At 67.5% G+C, this 15,297-nt stretch carries 15 protein-coding genes; 6 read left to right on the forward strand and 9 right to left on the reverse strand.

Features of this window, described 5'->3' with window-relative positions; translation table 11 throughout:
- The 6 genes from DYI42_RS20240 to DYI42_RS20265 all read right to left on the reverse strand — a co-directional run.
- Positions 1-897, reverse strand: an 897-nt coding sequence (locus tag DYI42_RS20240) for a 2-hydroxyacid dehydrogenase (RefSeq protein ID WP_213548444.1), incomplete at its 3' end; no start/stop codon positions are given.
- An 82-nt stretch (positions 898-979) separates the two neighbouring features.
- Positions 980-2,128 carry a rod shape-determining protein RodA gene (gene rodA / locus DYI42_RS20245; RefSeq protein WP_213548446.1) on the reverse strand — a complete coding sequence of 383 codons (1,149 nt, stop codon included), beginning with the start codon at positions 2,126-2,128 and terminating at the stop codon, positions 980-982.
- Between the two features lie 7 nt (positions 2,129-2,135).
- Positions 2,136-4,052, reverse strand: coding sequence for a penicillin-binding protein 2 (gene mrdA / locus DYI42_RS20250; protein WP_213548449.1), 1,917 nt, complete (start codon positions 4,050-4,052; stop codon positions 2,136-2,138).
- Positions 4,049-4,588 carry a rod shape-determining protein MreD gene (locus DYI42_RS20255; protein ID WP_213548451.1) on the reverse strand — a complete coding sequence of 180 codons (540 nt, stop codon included), beginning with the start codon at positions 4,586-4,588 and terminating at the stop codon, positions 4,049-4,051. Before DYI42_RS20255 ends, mrdA begins: the two co-directional genes overlap by 4 nt.
- A 107-nt stretch (positions 4,589-4,695) precedes the next feature.
- Positions 4,696-5,613 carry a rod shape-determining protein MreC gene (gene mreC, locus DYI42_RS20260; RefSeq protein ID WP_213548453.1) on the reverse strand — a complete coding sequence of 306 codons (918 nt, stop codon included), beginning with the start codon at positions 5,611-5,613 and terminating at the stop codon, positions 4,696-4,698.
- A gap of 40 nt (positions 5,614-5,653) precedes the next feature.
- Positions 5,654-6,691 (reverse strand): rod shape-determining protein, encoded by a 1,038-nt coding sequence (locus DYI42_RS20265; RefSeq protein WP_213548455.1) that lies wholly within the window; start codon positions 6,689-6,691, stop codon positions 5,654-5,656.
- Positions 6,692-6,999: 308 nt separating this feature from the next.
- Between DYI42_RS20265 and DYI42_RS20270 the strand changes: the two genes are divergently transcribed.
- The 6 genes from DYI42_RS20270 to DYI42_RS20295 all read left to right on the forward strand — a co-directional run bounded on the left by DYI42_RS20270 (position 7,000) and on the right by DYI42_RS20295 (position 12,752).
- Positions 7,000-7,677: a DUF2161 domain-containing phosphodiesterase gene (locus DYI42_RS20270; RefSeq protein ID WP_213548456.1), complete on the forward strand. Its 678-nt coding sequence runs from the start codon at positions 7,000-7,002 to the stop codon at positions 7,675-7,677.
- A complete protein-coding gene (locus tag DYI42_RS20275) occupies positions 7,674-8,675 on the forward strand; it encodes an ATP-grasp fold amidoligase family protein (protein ID WP_213548457.1) in 1,002 nt (333 codons plus the stop codon). Before DYI42_RS20270 ends, DYI42_RS20275 begins: the two co-directional genes overlap by 4 nt.
- A complete protein-coding gene (locus tag DYI42_RS20280; RefSeq protein ID WP_213548458.1) occupies positions 8,672-9,655 on the forward strand; it encodes an ATP-grasp fold amidoligase family protein in 984 nt (327 codons plus the stop codon). Before DYI42_RS20275 ends, DYI42_RS20280 begins: the two co-directional genes overlap by 4 nt.
- A gap of 67 nt (positions 9,656-9,722) precedes the next feature.
- Positions 9,723-10,676 (forward strand): ATP-grasp fold amidoligase family protein, encoded by a 954-nt coding sequence (locus tag DYI42_RS20285; RefSeq protein ID WP_213548459.1) that lies wholly within the window; start codon positions 9,723-9,725, stop codon positions 10,674-10,676.
- Entirely contained in the window at positions 10,669-11,673 is a 1,005-nt protein-coding gene (locus DYI42_RS20290; protein WP_213548460.1) for an ATP-grasp fold amidoligase family protein, read from the forward strand. The genes DYI42_RS20285 and DYI42_RS20290 overlap by 8 nt, the downstream gene beginning before the upstream one ends.
- Positions 11,674-11,765: 92 nt before the next feature.
- Entirely contained in the window at positions 11,766-12,752 is a 987-nt protein-coding gene (locus DYI42_RS20295; RefSeq protein WP_213548461.1) for a hypothetical protein, read from the forward strand.
- Between the two features lie 61 nt (positions 12,753-12,813).
- On the opposite strand, the gene DYI42_RS20300 is transcribed toward DYI42_RS20295, so the two are convergent.
- The 3 genes from DYI42_RS20300 to DYI42_RS20305 form a co-directional block, all read right to left on the reverse strand.
- A complete protein-coding gene (locus DYI42_RS20300) occupies positions 12,814-14,379 on the reverse strand; it encodes a 2-isopropylmalate synthase (RefSeq protein WP_213548463.1) in 1,566 nt (521 codons plus the stop codon).
- A 90-nt stretch (positions 14,380-14,469) separates the two neighbouring features.
- Entirely contained in the window at positions 14,470-14,601 is a 132-nt protein-coding gene (locus DYI42_RS24520) for a hypothetical protein (RefSeq protein ID WP_274608844.1), read from the reverse strand.
- Positions 14,602-14,763: 162 nt separating this feature from the next.
- Complete coding sequence (locus DYI42_RS20305) at positions 14,764-15,219, reverse strand: NUDIX hydrolase (protein ID WP_213548465.1); 456 nt, start codon at positions 15,217-15,219, stop codon at positions 14,764-14,766.
- Positions 15,220-15,297 lie beyond the last annotated feature (78 nt).

Consider the following 15,297-nt stretch of genomic DNA (forward strand, 5'->3'; position numbering starts at 1 on the left):
CCCGGCTTCCGCGCGCCGAATATTCTCCGCCACCGCCTGGCTCGCACTCCATGGCCGGGTTTCCGAGGCGGTATGCGCCGTCACCGTCACCTTGGGATGCGTCCAGAAGACATGCCCCTTCGGCAGCGGCTCCTCGCGGAACACATCCAGCGTCGCATGGGCCAGCTGCCCGGAGTCCAGCGCCGCAAGCAGAGCCGCATCGTCGATCAGCGGCCCGCGCCCGGGGTTGATGACAAATCCCCCCTCCGCCATCGCCGCAAAGGCGCGCGCGTCCATCACGTTCTCCGTCGCGGGCGTGTCGGGCAACAGCAGCACGACGATCTCGGCCCCGGTCAAAGCTGCCAACAGCCCGTCCTCGCCCGAGAAGCTCTCGACCCCGGCGATCTCCTTCGCACTCCGCGACCAGCCCCGGACCTTGAAGTTCAGCGCCACCAGCGCCTCGGCGCAGGCGGTGCCAAGCGCCCCTGTGCCCAGCACCGTCACCACCCGGTCGCGCGCGAGCGGCGGGATGACGAATTTCCACTCGTGTTCCGGGTTCACGGTGTGCCGGTCGAGGCCCAGATGGTGCCGCAGCACCTGCCCCGTCACCCATTCCACCATGCCCTCGGTCAGCGAAGTGTCGACCATCCGCGCCAGCGGCATCGCCAGCGTCTCGTTGCCCACGATGCTCTCCACCCCGGCCCAAAGGCTCAGCGCCGCCTTGGCTTTGACGAAGGGCGCAAAATCCTCCACCGGCCCGTTGGGCGCAAAGACGATGTAATCCACATCTTCCGCCGCCACCTCGCCGGGCTGAAACACCCGCGCGTCAATCCCGGCCTCGGCCAGGGCACGGGGCAGCGGGGCTTCGTATTTCTTCCAGAACTTCGGGCGGGCGGAGAAGAGGATGTTCAGCGTCATGGGCAGACCCTATCCGCCCGCCGCGCCGCCGCCAACCACACATGCGATGAGCCGCCGCGCCGCAAGGCAAGGCGCCGAAGAGCTACCCCCGTCCGCGCGGCCGGTGAATATGCGCGCTCTGCACCAGCCCGAAGGCCCCCAGCAGCACGATCATCGCCGAACCGCCATAGCTCACCAGCGGCAGCGGCACGCCGACCACCGGCGCAAGGCCCATCACCATGCTCATGTTCACCGCGAAGAACAGGAAGAAGGTGCCCGCGATGCCGAGGATCAGCAGCGAGCTGAACCGATCGCGGTTCTTCAGCGCCGAAACGATGCAGAAGGCGAGGATCAGCACGTAGAGCACCAGCAGCGACACGCCTCCCACAAAGCCGAACTCCTCGGCCAGCGTGGTAAAGATGAAGTCGGTGTGCTTCTCGGGCAGGAAGTTCAGGCGGCTTTGCGTTCCCTCCATGAGTCCACGCCCTGTCCAGCCGCCCGAGCCAAGGGCGATCTTGGATTGGGTGATGTGATAGCCCGCGCCCAGAGGGTCGCTCTCCGGGTCGAGAAAGGTGTCGATCCGGCGAAACTGGTAGTCCTTCAGCAGCTGCCAGGGCGTCCCGCGCGAGGCCAGAACCGTGGTCACCAGCCCCACGCCCGAAGCGATGACCACCGCAAAGTAGAGCCAGTGCACCCCGGCGCAGAACATAACCATGGCCCCGCCGACGATGAGTAGCAGCGCCGTGCCGAGGTCGGGCTGCTTAAGCACCAGCGCGGTGGGCACGAGGATGATGAGAACCGGCAGGATCACCCAGAGCGGACGCGATGTCTTTCCCACGTCGAGCCAGTCGTAATAGGCGGCGAGCAGCATCACCAGGGTGATCTTGGCCACCTCCGAGGGCTGGAGCCGCATGAAGCCAAGGTCGATCCAGCGCTGCGCCCCCATGCCGACGTCGCCGAAGAGTTCAACGAAAACAAGCAGGAGGAGCGAGCCGAGATAGGCCAGCAGCGCCATGTTGCGCCAGAAGTAGATCGGCACCATGGCGACGATGAACATCATCACCAGCCCGAGGGCAAAGCGCTTCATCTGCGGCTCCGCCCAGGGGCTGAGCGAGCCGCCCGCCACCGAGAACAGCATCAGGAAGCCCACCGCGCAGACAGCCACGAGCAGCACGACCAGTGCCCAGTTGACATAGAGCACCTTGCTGAAGCCCGTCGGCACCGTCTCGCGGTTATACTCCAGATAACTCATGGCCCCGTCACGCCCTGTCGCTGGCCTGCTTCTGCAGGTCTTCGCGCAGTTTCAGATCCTTGCGCATCTGTTCCACCTGCCAGCGGCTGGCCTTGGGGTAGGCCTCCATCGGGGGCAGCCCACCGTAGAGCGCCTGGAGCATGACGTCGCGCGCAATCGGCGCGGCCACCGCCGAACCGCCGCCGCCATGCTCCACCACGACCGAGACCGCGTATTTCGGGTTGTCGTAGGGCGCGAAGGCGACAAACAGCGCATGGTCGCGCTGCTCCCAGGGCACATCCTGGTTGCGCACCACCACCGAGCGCACCTGGCTGGTGCCGGTCTTGCCGGCCATGGTCATGCCCTCGGCCACGATCCGGCTGCCCCGTGCAGTGCCCCGGCTCGAGTTGACCACGTTGTACATGCCCTTGCGCACCTGTTGCAGTGCGGTGGGCGAAATATCCAGCGGTTCCAGCCCCTTCACCTCGGCCTCCCGGCCATCCACCGATTTGACCAGGCGCGGCTCGATCCGGGTGCCGCTGGCCAGCCGCGAGGCCATGACCACCAATTGCAGCGGCGAGGCCAGCACATAGCCCTGGCCGATTGAGGCGTTCAGGCTGTCGCCCACCACCCAGCTCTGATCATAGCGCTCCTGCTTCCAGGCCATGTTGGGGGCGATCCCCTCGGCCACCGCGCTCATCGGCACGTCGTGGCGCACCCCGATGCCGAGCTTCTTCGCCATCGCCGAGATATTCTCGATCCCCGCCTTCAGCGCCAGCTCGTAGTAATAGACATCGCAGCTCTGCTGGAGCGAGGTGTCCAGATCCACCCAGCCGTGGCCCGAGCGCTTCCAGCAGTGAAAGCGACGGCCCGACACCTCCTTGTGGCCCGGGCAATAGAAGGTTTCGCCCGCCGTCACCACGCCCGCTTCCACCGCCGCCAGCGCGGTGACCATCTTGAAGGTCGAGCCCGGCGGGTAGAGGCCCTGCGCCGCCTTGTTGGCGAGCGGGCGATGGTCATCCTCCGTCAGCGTGCGGTAGTCGGCCACCGAGATGCCGCGCACAAAGAGGTTGGGGTCGAAGGAGGGGGTAGAGCCGATGGCCAGAAGGTCGCCGTTGGTGACATCCATCACCATGGCTGCCGCGCTCTCATCGCCGAGCCGCGCCTGCACGAAATTCTGCAACTGGCTGTCGATGGTCACCTGAAGGTCCACGCCCGACTGGCCTTGCTGCCGGTCCAGCTCGCGCATCACCCGCCCGCTCGCGTTCACCTCGATCCGGCGGTTGCCCGCCTTGCCGCGCAGCGGCTCCTCCCACTTGCTCTCCACCCCGGTCTTGCCGATCTGGAACTGCGGCAGTTTCAGCAGCGGGTCCGGGTCTTCGATCTTGCTGAGATCATAATCGCTGACACGGCCGACGTAGCCGATCACATGGGCAAGGTCGCCCATCATCGGGTAGTGGCGCGAGAGGCCCACCTCGGGCGAGATGCCCGGCAGGGCCGGGGTGTTCACCGCCACCTCCGAGAGCTGCTCCCAGCTCAGCCGGTCGGCGATGGTGTATTCGAGGAAGGGCGAGGATTTGCGGATCTCCTCCAGCGCCTTCTCCATCTCCTCGTCGGTGATCGGGATGATCTTGCGCAACCGGGCCAGCGTGTTCTCGATGTCGCCCGCATCCTCCGGCACGATCACCACGCGGTAGATCTGCTCGTTCTCCGCCACCGGCTTGCCGTTGCGGTCAAAGATCAGCCCGCGTTCCGGCGGGATCAGCGAAAACTTGATCCGGTTTTCCTCGGCCAGCAGCCGGAAGGCATCGGCCTGTTCCACCTGCATGTAGCGCATCCGCGCCGCCAGCAGCGTGGCAAAGCCCCCCATCGCCCCGCCCATCAGCAGGCCCCGCCGGGTGATGCGGCGAACGCTCTCCTCGGTATCCTTCGGCGCCCGCCTCACAGCCGGTGCCCCAATGCATCCACCTCGCCCGGCGCGGCCTTCCGCAGGCCGAAGAGCATGTGCGAGGCCCCGACCACGACCGGGTAGGAGAGGATGGTGATGCCCATCTGGAGCATCGCCACGCCCAGCGGCGGGCGCGGCACCATGAAGAGCGCCAGCAGCGCCATGTTGGCCACCATCAGCACCACCATGAGAACCCCCGCCATTGCCCACTCCAGCGGAAAGGGCAACTCGCGCGAAAGGGCCTGCCGCGCGCGCAGAAACTCGCTGCCCAGCAGAACCAGCATCGCCCAGAGGCCGGGCGGGCGGTGAAAGATGAGATCGGCAAGCAGGAAGACACCCACGATCAGCGCCGGCGGCACGAAGGCCGGACGGCGCAACACCCAGGCAAAGGTGAGCGCCAGCATCACGTCGGGGCCGGGGATGCCGCCTGCCGTGGTGTCGAGCGGCAGCAAACGGAAGAAGGCGAAGAGCACGCAGAGGCCCAGAAAGGCGGCGCGATAGGTCCAGATGCGGGTGGTGATCGGGTCAACCATGCGTCACCCGCCCGACCCGAAGACTTTTCGTGAAAAGTCTTCCAGCCCCAAGAATTTTCAAGAAAATTCTTCCGAAGGGAAAAATCTTCGGGAAGATTTTTCCGCCCTCACTCATCGGACCCTCCCTCGGCCTGGCTCAACTCCTCGGGGTGGGGCATGGGCGTGGCTTCGGGTGTCAAGATCAGCCCGCCCGGATCGGCGATCACCTCGGCCTCGTGGCTGCGCAGCACGCGCAAAAAGTCGAGCCGCTCGTAATCGGCACTCAGCCGCACCCTCAGCCGCCCGTCGCGGCCCTCTACCAGCTGGCCCACCACCAGCCCGGCCGGAAACACGCCGCCATCGCCCGAGCTCACCACACGGTCCCCCGGGCGCACCGTGTCGCGATCTTCGATGAAATCCAGCGGCGGTGCGGCACGGTTGTCGCCCGCGAGCATCGCGTGCTGGCCCGAGGGCTGCACCGTCACCGGGATGCGGCTGGCGGCGTCCGTCAGCAGGATCACCCGGCTGGTCTGCTCGCCTACCCCCGCGATCCGGCCCACCAGTCCGAGCCCGTCCATCACCGCCCAGCCGTCGCGGATGCCGTCCCGGCGGCCGACGTTGAGCAGCACCGACTGGCGAAAGGGCGAGCCGGAGTCGGCGATGACCACGCCGGAAACGCTGGTCAGGCGCGGGTCGAGCCGCAGGTTGTTCAGCGCCAGCAGCTTGGCGTTCTGCTGCTCGAGCTGCACCGCCGCTTCCTTCCAGGCCTTCATCTGCTGCAACTCGCGGCGCAGCTCCTGGTTTTGCTCGTAGAGCCGGTTGTAGCTCTGGAAGCTGTCGGCCATGTTGCCCATCTTCGTCGCGGGCACGCTGGCCCATTCGAAGGAGGGCACAACCGTGTCGATCAGGTTGGAGCGAAACCGCTCCACCCGGGGACTGTCGATGCGCCATAGCAGGAAGAGCCCAAGGCAGAGCACCACGAGCACCACGGTCAGGATGCGCCTGACCGGGCTTACATAGTCGATGTTCGTGTCTCTCTTCGCCAAGCGGGCAGCCTTTCCGCGCAGGCGTGCCGCCGGGGCCGCCTCAGCTGTCGTAGTCTATCACATGCCTGAGCTGTTTTTCATATTCCAGCGCCTTGCCGGTGCCCAGGGCCACACAATTGAGTGACTCGTCGGCCACCGATACGGCAAGCCCGGTCTGCTCGCGCAGCGCAAGATCCAGCTCGCCCAGGAGCGCGCCGCCGCCGGTGAGCATCACGCCCCGGTCGACGATATCGGCGGCCAGATCGGGCGGGGTGGTTTCCAGCGCGGTCATCACCGCCTCGCAGATCTGCTGCACCGGCTCGCTGAGCGCCTCGGCCACCTGCGCCTGGTTGATCTCGGTTTCCTTCGGCACGCCGTTCAGCAGGTCGCGCCCCCGGATCTGCATGGACGCCCCGCGCCCGTCGTCGGGCATGCGCGCCGTGCCGATAGAGGTTTTCACCCGCTCCGCGGTGCTGTCGCCGATCAGGATGTTATGCTGACGCCGCAGGTAGCTGACGATGGCCTCGTCCATCCGGTCGCCACCGACGCGCACGGAGCGGGCATAAACGATGTCGCCCAGGCTGAGCACGGCCACTTCGGTCGTCCCGCCGCCGATGTCGACAACCATGTTGCCCGTCGGGTCGGTGATCGGCATGCCCGCGCCGATGGCCGCCGCGATGGGCTCGGCAATCAGCCCCGCGCGGCGTGCGCCCGCGCTGAGCACCGACTGGCGAATGGCCCGCTTTTCCACCGGGGTGGCGCCATGGGGCACGCAGACGATGATCTTGGGCTTGGTGAAGGTGGTGCGCTTGTGCACCTTGCGGATGAAGTGCTTGATCATCTCTTCGGCGGTGTCGAAGTCGGCGATGACACCTTCGCGCATCGGCCGGATCGCCTCGATGCTGCCCGGGGTCCGGCCCAGCATCAGCTTGGCGTCCTCGCCCACGGCCAGCACCTCCTTGCGCCCGCCCTTGGTGTGATAGGCCACCACGGAGGGCTCGTTGAGGATAACCCCCCGGCCCTTCACGTAAACCAGCGTATTGGCCGTGCCGAGGTCGATCGCCATGTCAGACGAAAACAGACTGCCCAGAAATGCCATTCGAACCTTACCCCTGCCCTCAAGCCATAGCCCATGGGGGCGCGACTCGCCCGCCCTCGTGGAACTTTCGGCTTATACGGGCAGGGCAGGGCGCGGGACAAGGGGGGCAGGGGGGCGTCACGGCAAGTTGCCGCCGGGTGCGCCTTATTGCAGCACTCCGTTACGTGACGGCGGTTTCCGCGCCTGCTGGCGGGGCCATGGCGCGCCAGCCAATACGCGGGGGCAGGGCGCGCAACACTGGCAAGGTAAAGGGCGCTCGCTTGGAGCAATTGGCTTTTCCCTGCGCGTCCCGCGCCTATGCTGGGGCCATGGCGGAGGCAAAACCAAAAGAGCAGGATCTCTACGCGCCGATCAAGTCGCTCCTCGAAGCCCAGGGCTACGAGGTGAAGGGTGAGGTGGGGGCGGCCGATGTGGTGGCCTGCCGGGCGGGCGACGAGCCGGTGGTGGTGGAGCTGAAGCTCGCCTTCTCCCTCGCCCTCATCCACCAGGGCATCGCCCGCCAGGCGCTCACCGATGCCGTCTACCTCGCCGTCCCCCGGGGCTCGGGCCGCCGCTGGATGGCGGCGATGAAGCAGCACCGCACCCTCTGCCGCCGCCTCGGCCTCGGCCTGATCTACGTGCGCCTCGCCGACGGCCACAGCCAGATCGTGCTCGACCCGGCCCCCTACCAGCCGCGCAAATCCGCCCCGCGCAAGAGCCGCCTCCTGCGCGAGTTCGCCCGCCGCGAGGGCGACCCGAACATGGGCGGCGCGGCCCGGACTGGAACCCTCGTCACCGCCTACCGGCAGGATTGCCTCCGCCTCGCCGCCCACCTTGCGGCGCATGGCCCCAGCAAGGGCGCCCAGGTGGCCCGGGCCACCGGCGTCGAGAAGGCCACCCGGATGATGGCCGATGACCACTACGGCTGGTTCGAGCGGGTCGAGACCGGGATCTACGCGCTCACACCGAACGGGCGGAAGGCCGCCGCAATGGGCGCCGACGGGTGAGGCCGGTCCTGCCGGTGCCTGCCGCGAAGACGGACGCCGCGCTCTTCGCGGCGGTTGAGCTCTGGGCGCGCGCCCGTCACCGGCGTTACGTCCGCTGGCTTCGCAAGCGCGAGCAACCGCCGGGCCGCCGCTTCAGCCTCGCCCTTCCCAAATGCACCAACGACAAGTTCCTGTGGCGCAAGGTGTTCGACCGGGATCCGCTCTTCACCCGGCTCTGCGACAAGCTGGAGGCCAAGCGCATCGTGCAAACCCGCGCGCCGGAGGTCGCCATCCCCGAGGTGCTCTGGGTCGGCGAGGATGCGCGCGCCATTCCGGCAGAGCTGTTCAGGGCCGATGCGCTGGTAAAAACCAACCACGGCGCGGGCACCAACATCCTTCTGCGCGATACCGCCCTGTCACCCGGTGAGATAGCGGCCCGGATTAACCGGCACCTGCGCAAGCCCTACGGGCGCAGCACCGGCCAATGGGGATACCGCAATATTCCGCGCCGCGTCTTTGTGGAACGGCGGATAGATGCGCCCGGCCTCGTCGAACTCAAGGTCTATATCGCGGGCGGCCACGTGCCGCGCGTTCTCCACATCGTCGACCGCTTCGGCAGGCCGCATGGCGACGTCTGGAAGGATGACGGCAGCGGGCTTACCCTCTCCGAAGAGCCCTACCTGACCGCTGAAGACGCGCCGTGCCTGCCCTTGCCCGCCTCCACCGGGGCTGCCATCGACGCAGCCCGGCAGATCGCCGGAGAGATCGATTACATCCGGGTGGATTTCATGACCGATGGCACCCGCCTCTGGTTCGGCGAAGTCACCGTCTATCCGCTCGGCGGGCTGCTCGCGCATGGCGGGGCCGACCCGGAGAACGCGCATAACCGCTACTGGGATCTGCGGCGCAGCTGGTTCATGCAGACCCCGCAGCGCGGCTGGCGCGAAGCCTACCGGCGGGCGCTCATCCGCAGCTTCAAGGTGGCCAGGTCCGGGCCGGTGGTATGGGGCCGAGGGTGAGCCACGCGTCGCGGCGCTCCGATGCCGCGCTCTTTGCCGCCGTCGATGCCTGGGCCCGCCTGCGCCACCGCCGCGCCCTGCACTGGACGGCCCGCCAGGAGCCGGGGATCGCGCGGCGCTTTCACGTCGCCCTGCCGCGCGGGATGAACGACAAGTGGCTCTGGCGCAAGGTCTTCGACCATGATCCCCGCTTCGTCACGCTTTGTGACAAGCTCGCCACCAAGCCCTGGGTCGCTCGTTTTGGCGTGCCCGTGCCGCGCACGCTCTGGGCGGGCACCGATGCGCGCGACATCCCGCCGGAGCTGCTGAAGGGCGATGTGGTGGTGAAGGCCAACCACGCCTCGGGCCGCAACATCCTGATCACCGGCGGCCAGCCCGGACGCGAGGAGGTGGTGGAACGCGCCAACCGCTTCCTGCGCCACGGCTTTGGCCGCGAGGCGGGCGAATGGGCCTATGCCGCCGTGCCGCGCCGCCTCTTCGTGGAAGAACACCTCGGCGGCGGCACCCTGCTGCGTGACCTGAAGATCTACACCTTCGGGCGCCATGTGGAGCGTGTCTTCCACGTGGTCGATCGCTTCGGCGACATGAGAGCCGACATGTGGGAAGACAGGGGCGCAGGCCTGGCCCCCTATGAGGGCACGATCCACGACTTCGAGGCGCGTTACACCGGCCCGATGCCCGCCACGCTGCCGCAGGCACTCGATCTGGCAGCCCGGATCGGCGCGGAGTTCGATGCGCTCCGGGTCGATTTTCTGACCGACGGCCAGAACCTCTGGCTGGGTGAGTTGACCGTCTACGACCAAGGCGGCTTTCGCGAATATGACGGCCACCTGCCCGGCACATATCCCGCCTGCCTGTGGGATTTGCGGCGCAGCTGGTTTATGCAGACCCCGCAGCGCGGCTGGCGCGAGGCCTATCGGAGGGCGCTGGGGCGGCAGTTGAATGACGCAGATGGTGAGTTGATGCATGTCCAGGCTTGAAGCTCTCAAGGTGCCGTGCCCGCCGCTGCGCCCACAATCGCCTTCCGATGCCCGAGTCTTCGCGGCGGTGGAACGGTGGGCCCGGGTGGTCCATCGCCGGATGTTCCACTGGCTGGCCGATAACGAGGCCCTGGAGGGGGTCGAAGGGCGCGCGCAAAGCCCCATCCTGCCGCTCTGCCTGAATGACAAGTATACCTGGCGCAAACTCTTCGACCGTGATCCGCGCTTCGTGGCCCTCAGCGACAAGCTTGCCACCAAGGCCTGGATCGAGGCCGAGGGCTTTGACATCGACAACCCGCGCACCCTCTGGGCGGGGCGGCGGGCGAAGGACATTCCGCGCGATCTCCTCTCTCGGCCCGGCCACCTCAAGGCCAACAACGCCTCGGGGCGCAATATCGCCCTCGGCCCCGATGCCCCGCCGCCCGATGAGATCCTCGCCAAGGCGCGTGGCTTCCTGAAAAAGGGCTATGGCCGCGGCGCGGGCCAGTGGGGCTATTACAAGGTGCCCCGCAGGATCTTCATCGAAGAAGATCTGTCCTTCTGTGGCCCCGCGCTCGACATCAAGTGCTACGTCTATGGTGGCAAGGTGCTGTGGCTGGCGGTGCTCGGCCCGGCGCCGGATGCCGAGCGCGCGGGCGATGTCTATACCATGGGCCCCAACGGGCCGGAGCTCACCAAACGCCAGTTCAAGCCGCAATACCCGCTGCTCGGATACCCGCTGCCCTCGGTCACCGGGCGCGCCCTGACACTGGCCGCCGAAATTGGCGGCAGGTTCGATCACATGCGGGTCGATTTCCTGACCGATGGGGAAAACCTGTGGATGGGGGAGCTGACAGTCTACCCCCGGGCCGGCATTCAACTGGGGTTCGGCACCGATCCGGCGCATCCGGCCGCCCTCGCGTGGGATCTGCGGCAAAGCTGGTTCATGCAAACACCCCAGCGCGGCTGGCGAGAGGCCTACCGGCGCGCGCTGGGGCGCAGCCTTGATGCGGCTACTTCGGCGGCGGAGGCACATGGCTGAGTTCGCATCGAGGCTCACCAGGCGCCTTGGCCACCCGCAGCCACAGTCGCGCGCCGATGCACGGCTGTTCGCGGCGGTCGATGCCTGGGTCCGGCTGAAGCATGGCCGCATCCTGCGCTGGCTGCGCGCGCAGGAGCCCGGCGTGACCCGGCGGTTCAGCACCGCACTGCCCGATTGCATCAACGACAAGTTCACCTGGCGCAAGGTTTTCGACCGCGATCCGCGCCACGTCACCCTCACCGACAAGCTGGCCTGCAAGCACTGGGTTGCGGGCCTCGGCCTGCCGCTGGAGATCCCGCCGGTGCTCTGGCAGGGCACCGATGCGGCCGGCATCCCGCCGGAGCTGCTGCGCGAGAGGGTGCTGGTGAAGGCCAATCACAGCTGCGGCACCAACCTCTTCGCCGGGCCAGACGGCCCGCCGCGCGACGAGGTGATCGCCCGCGCCAACGCCTTTCTGCGCAAGGGCTATGGCCGGGGTGTGGGGCAGTGGGGCTATTTCAATATCCCGCGCCAGCTCTTCGTCGAGCCGGTTGTGGGCGATGGTGCGCCGCTCACCGAGATGAAGATCTACACCTTCGGTCGCCAGATCGAACGCCTCGTCCACATCGTCGACCGGTTCGGTGACATGGGGGCCGACATCTGGGAGGACCACGGGCAGGGCCTGCACCTGTCCGATCGGCTGAGTGACATCACCGGCGGCAACCCGCGCCTGCCGCTGCCCGCCTGCGCGGCTGCGGCCCTGGATGTATCCGCCGAGATCGGCGCGCATTTCGATCACATCCGGGTGGACCTGCTGACCGATGGCACCCGCTTCTGGCTGGGCGAGCTGACCGTCTACAACCTCGGCGGACATCAGGGCCAGTTCGGCCATGATCCCGCGCACCCCGCGAGCCGGGCCTGGGACTTGCGGCACACCTGGTTCTGCCGCACACCCCAGCGCGGCTGGCGCGAGGCCTACCGCCGCGCGCTGCTGCGCAGCCTTGAGGCGGCGGCCTGACGGGCCGCGGCTCGCATTTGCCGCGTGAGCGGGCCGCTGCTAGCGTTGACGGCGCGCCTCGGCGCACAGCAGCAAGGAGCAATGCCGCACCCATGATCCGCGCCGCCTGTCTGGCCCTTGTCCTCGCAAGCCCGCTCACCGCGCAGCCCGTGTTGTCGATCGACATTACCCAATCACAGGGTGAAGACTTCGGAACCGCCATGGCTGTCGCACTGGAGGCGGGCGCCGAGGCCACGTCGCTCTCTCTATTCTGGGATGATCTTGAGCCAAATGGCCCCGGCTATGCCCCCAAAAACGACTGGCCGACAATCGCCAACGCCGTGTATCCGGGGCAGGGCCTCTCGCTCACCCTGACCTTCTCGGTGATCGACACCCTTGCCGACCGTCGCCGCGCCGATCTCAAGGGGCTGGCCTGGGATGATCCGCGAGTCACCTCCGCCTTCGCCGCCCACCTGCGTGACGTTCTGGGCCGGATGCCGGATGCCGACATTCTCGCAATCGCAATCGGCAACGAGGTGGATGGGCACCTGCAAACACCGCAGGAGATTGCCGGGTTCGCCCGCTTCCTCGCCGCGGCCCGCGCCGAGCTGGCAAGGCTGCGCCCCGGCGTGCCGGTCGGCACAAAGCTGACCCACGGCGCCATCGCGGGCAATGCCGGGCTGTGGCAACCGCTGCTGGTGCGGAGTTCGGCGCTCATGGTCACCTACTACCCTCTGGATGCCGGGTTTGTGGCCCGTGGCCCCGGGGTGGCCTCCGCCGATCTGTCGGCGTTGGCCGCCGTCGCACCCGAGCTGCCGATCTACCTGCTCGAAGCGGGTTACCCGAGCGCGGGCTGCAGCGCGAGCGAGGCCGATCAGGCCGCCTTTGTCCAGAACCTCATGGCCTCGGCCGCCGCCACGCCTCGGATTGCGCTCGTCTCGCTCACCTGGCTGTCAGACATGGCGCCGCACGAGGCCGAGGCGCTTGCCGCTTACTACGGCCTCTCGAACCGCTGCTTTATCGCCTACCTTGGCTCCATCGGTCTGCGCCGCGCCAATGGCACGGCCAAACCCGCGTTTGACGTCCTTTCGCCCCCATGACGAAAACGGGGCGCCCCGGCCAGCAGACCGGGCGCCCCTCTCAGAGCCGTCGCGGACCGGTTCAGCCCGCGTCCTTGTAGCTCACTTCGCGGGTGTCTTTGCCGCCCAGCTTCTCCTTGCGCACGCGCAGCCGGTTCAGCGCGGTGACATAGGCCTTGGCCGAGGCCACCACCGTGTCGGTGTCGGCGCTCTCGCCGGTGGCCAGCACGCCGTCTTCCTCCATGCGCACCGTCACTGTCGCCTGCGCGTCGGTGCCCTCGGTCACCGCATGCACCTGGTAGAGCTGCAGCCGCGCGTTATGCGGGTAGAGCGCCTTCACCGCGTTGAAGGTCGCGTCCACCGGCCCGTCGCCCTGGGCGGTGGCCTGCTGGTCCACCCCGTCCACCGTCAGGGTGATATCGGCAGATTGCGGCGCCTCGGTGCCGCAGATCACGCGGAGGAACTTCACCTTCAGGTATTCCGCCGCCGGGTCGGCGCTGGCCTCGCGCATCAGCGCCACCAGATCGTCGTCGAACACCTCCTTCTTGCGGTCCGCCAATTCCTTGAACCGCACGAAGATGTCCTTCAGCTGGTTGTCGCCCATCTCGTAGCCCAGCTCGGCCAGCTTGGAGCGCAGCGCGGCCCGGCCCGAGTGCTTGCCCATCACCAGGTTGGTGGCGCTGAGGCCCACGTCCTCGGGGCGCATGATCTCGAAGTTCTCGGGGTTCTTCAGCATCCCGTCCTGGTGGATGCCGGACTCGTGGGCAAAGGCGTTCTTGCCGACGATCGCCTTGTTGGGCTGCACCGCAAAGCCGCTCACCGTGGCCACCCGGCGGGAGATATGCATGATCTTGGTGGTGTCGATCCCGGTGGTGAAGGGCATGATGTCATGCCGGGTCTTCACCGCCATCACCACCTCTTCCAGCGCGGTGTTGCCCGCGCGCTCGCCCAGCCCGTTGATGGTGCACTCGATCTGCCGCGCGCCCGCCTCCACGGCGGCCAGGCTATTGGCCGTCGCCATGCCCAGATCGTTGTGGCAATGGGTGGCAAACACCACATCCTCGCCGCCCGGCACCTCTGCAATGAGGCGGCGGATCAGTTCGGCGCTCTCGCGCGGGGCGGTGTAGCCCACGGTGTCGGGGATATTGATGGTGGTGGCGCCCGCCTTGATCGCGATCTCGATCACCCGGCAGAGATAGTCGAACTCGGTGCGGGTGGCGTCCATCGGGCTCCACTGCACGTTGTCGCAGAGGTTACGGGCGTGGGTCACCGTCTCGTGGATACGGTCGGCCATCTCGTCCTGCGTGAGGTTCGGGATCTGGCGATGCAGCGGCGAGGTGCCGATGAAGGTATGAATACGCGGGCTTTTCGCGTGTTTCACCGCCTCCCAGCAGCGGTCGATATCCTTGGTGTTCGCGCGGGCGAGGCCGCAGATCGTGGCGTTCTGCGCTGCCTTGGCAATCTCGCTCACGGCGTTGAAATCGCCCTCCGAGGCAATCGGGAAGCCCGCTTCGATGATATCCACGCCCATCTCGTCGAGCAGGCTGGCGATCTCCAGCTTCTCGGCGTGCGACATGGTTGCGCCGGGCGATTGCTCGCCGTCCCGCAGGGTGGTGTCGAAAATCAATACGCGGTTTGCGTCGGACATCGGAAAATCTCTCTGGCTTGCTGTGCTTTTGGTCTGTTGCGGTGCTTCGGCGCGTCTATACCCCTGAGCGGTCGCGCCGAAAAGGCACGCTCAGAGGCAGCTAAGAAGAAGCAGCAGGCCAGCAAGGGGCAGGGCGGCAACAGCGAAGAGAGGCAGCCTGGAGGCGTCCTCGGTGCGGGCAATGGCGATGGCCCGGGGCTGGTTGCGGCGCTCGTGCGTCATGCGGTGGATCATAGGCCCGGAATCGGAAATGAAAAGTGAAGATTTCCGGAGTGGCCCGGAGGCGCTGAGAAAGCCGCCCGGGCGAGGACGCCTCGGAGGGCGGACGCGCCTTTCCCGGGCCGCCTCATCTCCAGCCTGCGGCCGCGTCTTCGGCCGCGCGGATCACCGGCCCGGCGGTGCGATCAGCGGCTTCAGCCCCGTCGGGAACAGCGCGGGCCCGGCCCCATCGAGGCCGTCGAAATCGAACCAGCGCACCGTGAAGGGCAGGCCGTTGTCCTCCCGCACCTCCACCGCCTCGGCCTCCATCAACGGCCCCGGCGGCAGCGCGATCGGCGCGGCAAAAACAATCTCATGCCCCTGCTCACCCTCGTGGGTGTAGAGGTTCTCCATCACCACCGGCGGCCCGGTCACGGCAACCTCCAGCCCGAACTCCTCGGCCCATTCCCGCGCCAGCGCCTCTTCCCAGCGCTCGCCAAACTCCACGCCCCCGCCCGGCGGGCGCACGCCTTTCAGTCGTCCGGCATCGTCGCGCACCTCGGCGGCCAGCAGGGCAGACCCGCGCCAGGCGAGGCCGATGGCGAGCACGCGAATGCGGGGGAGGGGGCGCCACTGTGTCATGCCGCCGCCATAGCATGTGCCGGGCGGGCAGGGCAGAGGCCACCGCCACTTCCCCCCGCCCGATCAATCCCCTAGCGT

The sequence above is a fragment of the Vannielia litorea genome (assembly GCF_018424695.1).
GTDB classification, from domain to species: Bacteria; Pseudomonadota; Alphaproteobacteria; order Rhodobacterales; family Rhodobacteraceae; genus Vannielia; species Vannielia litorea_A.

Coding starts and splice junctions, on each gene's coding strand:
- rodA (WP_213548446.1), bottom strand. CDS start 2,128: ATGAGTTATCTGGAGTATAACCGCGAGACGGTGCCGACGGGCTTCAGC.
- DYI42_RS20255 (WP_213548451.1), bottom strand. CDS start 4,588: ATGGTTGACCCGATCACCACCCGCATCTGGACCTATCGCGCCGCCTTT.
- DYI42_RS20265 (WP_213548455.1), bottom strand. CDS start 6,691: ATGGCATTTCTGGGCAGTCTGTTTTCGTCTGACATGGCGATCGACCTC.
- DYI42_RS20270 (WP_213548456.1), top strand. CDS start 7,000: ATGGCGGAGGCAAAACCAAAAGAGCAGGATCTCTACGCGCCGATCAAG.
- DYI42_RS20290 (WP_213548460.1), top strand. CDS start 10,669: ATGGCTGAGTTCGCATCGAGGCTCACCAGGCGCCTTGGCCACCCGCAG.
- DYI42_RS20295 (WP_213548461.1), top strand. CDS start 11,766: ATGATCCGCGCCGCCTGTCTGGCCCTTGTCCTCGCAAGCCCGCTCACC.
- DYI42_RS20300 (WP_213548463.1), bottom strand. CDS start 14,379: ATGTCCGACGCAAACCGCGTATTGATTTTCGACACCACCCTGCGGGAC.
- DYI42_RS24520 (WP_274608844.1), bottom strand. CDS start 14,601: ATGACGCACGAGCGCCGCAACCAGCCCCGGGCCATCGCCATTGCCCGC.
- DYI42_RS20305 (WP_213548465.1), bottom strand. CDS start 15,219: ATGACACAGTGGCGCCCCCTCCCCCGCATTCGCGTGCTCGCCATCGGC.